Consider the following 799-nt stretch of genomic DNA (forward strand, 5'->3'; position numbering starts at 1 on the left):
GTAGGAAGCGTGAGTTTAAATGGTGTAAGCCCTAATACTTCTGGTTATTTTAATTCATTTGGAAGTATGACTAATGTTGACTTTTTTGCAGGAGTACAATTCTCCTACCCTCTTGGTAAYAGAGCTAATGAAGCACAATACAAAATGGCTGAAAACTCATTATACGGAATAATAGCTCAATATGATATGCTTGAAAAAGATTATAACACACAGCTTCAAGGATATATTTATAAATTTGAAACATATAAAAATTTAATGAACAGTAAAAGAACACAAATAAGAGCAATAAACTCAAGAATAGCAACTCAGCTTCAAAAACTTGACCAAGGACGTTTAGAAATAGATGATTTACTTACTTCAAGATTAGACTTAGTAGCAACGCAAACAGAACTCTTAAACTTACAATATGAGTTTATTACAACGATATTTGATTATAGAGCATTACTTGCTATGGACTACTAATAAAATTATTTTAATGAAAAACAATAGAAGTTAATATCAAGGAGAGTGACTAATATATGGAAAGAATTATAGTATTTTTTGCCAAGAAAACTATGCTTGTTAATATAATAGTAATTGCAATATTATCTGTTGGAGGATATTACTACTTCAATTTACAAAAAGAATCCATTCCATCTACAGATTTAGATATGATGTTAGTATCGGTAATATATCCAGGTGCTACTCCGCTTGACGTAGAGCAAAATGCTGTTATACCAATAGAAGAACAGTTACAGGGTATATCTGGTATAGATGAATACAATACAACCATTATTGAAAATGCAGCGATTATTATAGT

General features: G+C 29.9%; 2 protein-coding genes. Both read left to right on the forward strand.

The genetic code is table 11. From position 1 onward, the window contains the following. Nucleotides 1-462 (forward strand): TolC family protein (locus GQX97_RS12870; RefSeq protein WP_198391241.1); only part of this gene is annotated, 462 nt, incomplete at its 5' end. A 56-nt stretch (nt 463-518) separates the two neighbouring features. Beyond that, on the forward strand, nt 519-799 hold a 281-nt coding region (locus GQX97_RS12875; protein WP_157152265.1), incomplete at its 3' end, for an efflux RND transporter permease subunit.

It is taken from the genome of Brachyspira sp. SAP_772, from assembly GCF_009755885.1.
GTDB lineage: Bacteria > Spirochaetota > Brachyspiria > Brachyspirales > Brachyspiraceae > Brachyspira.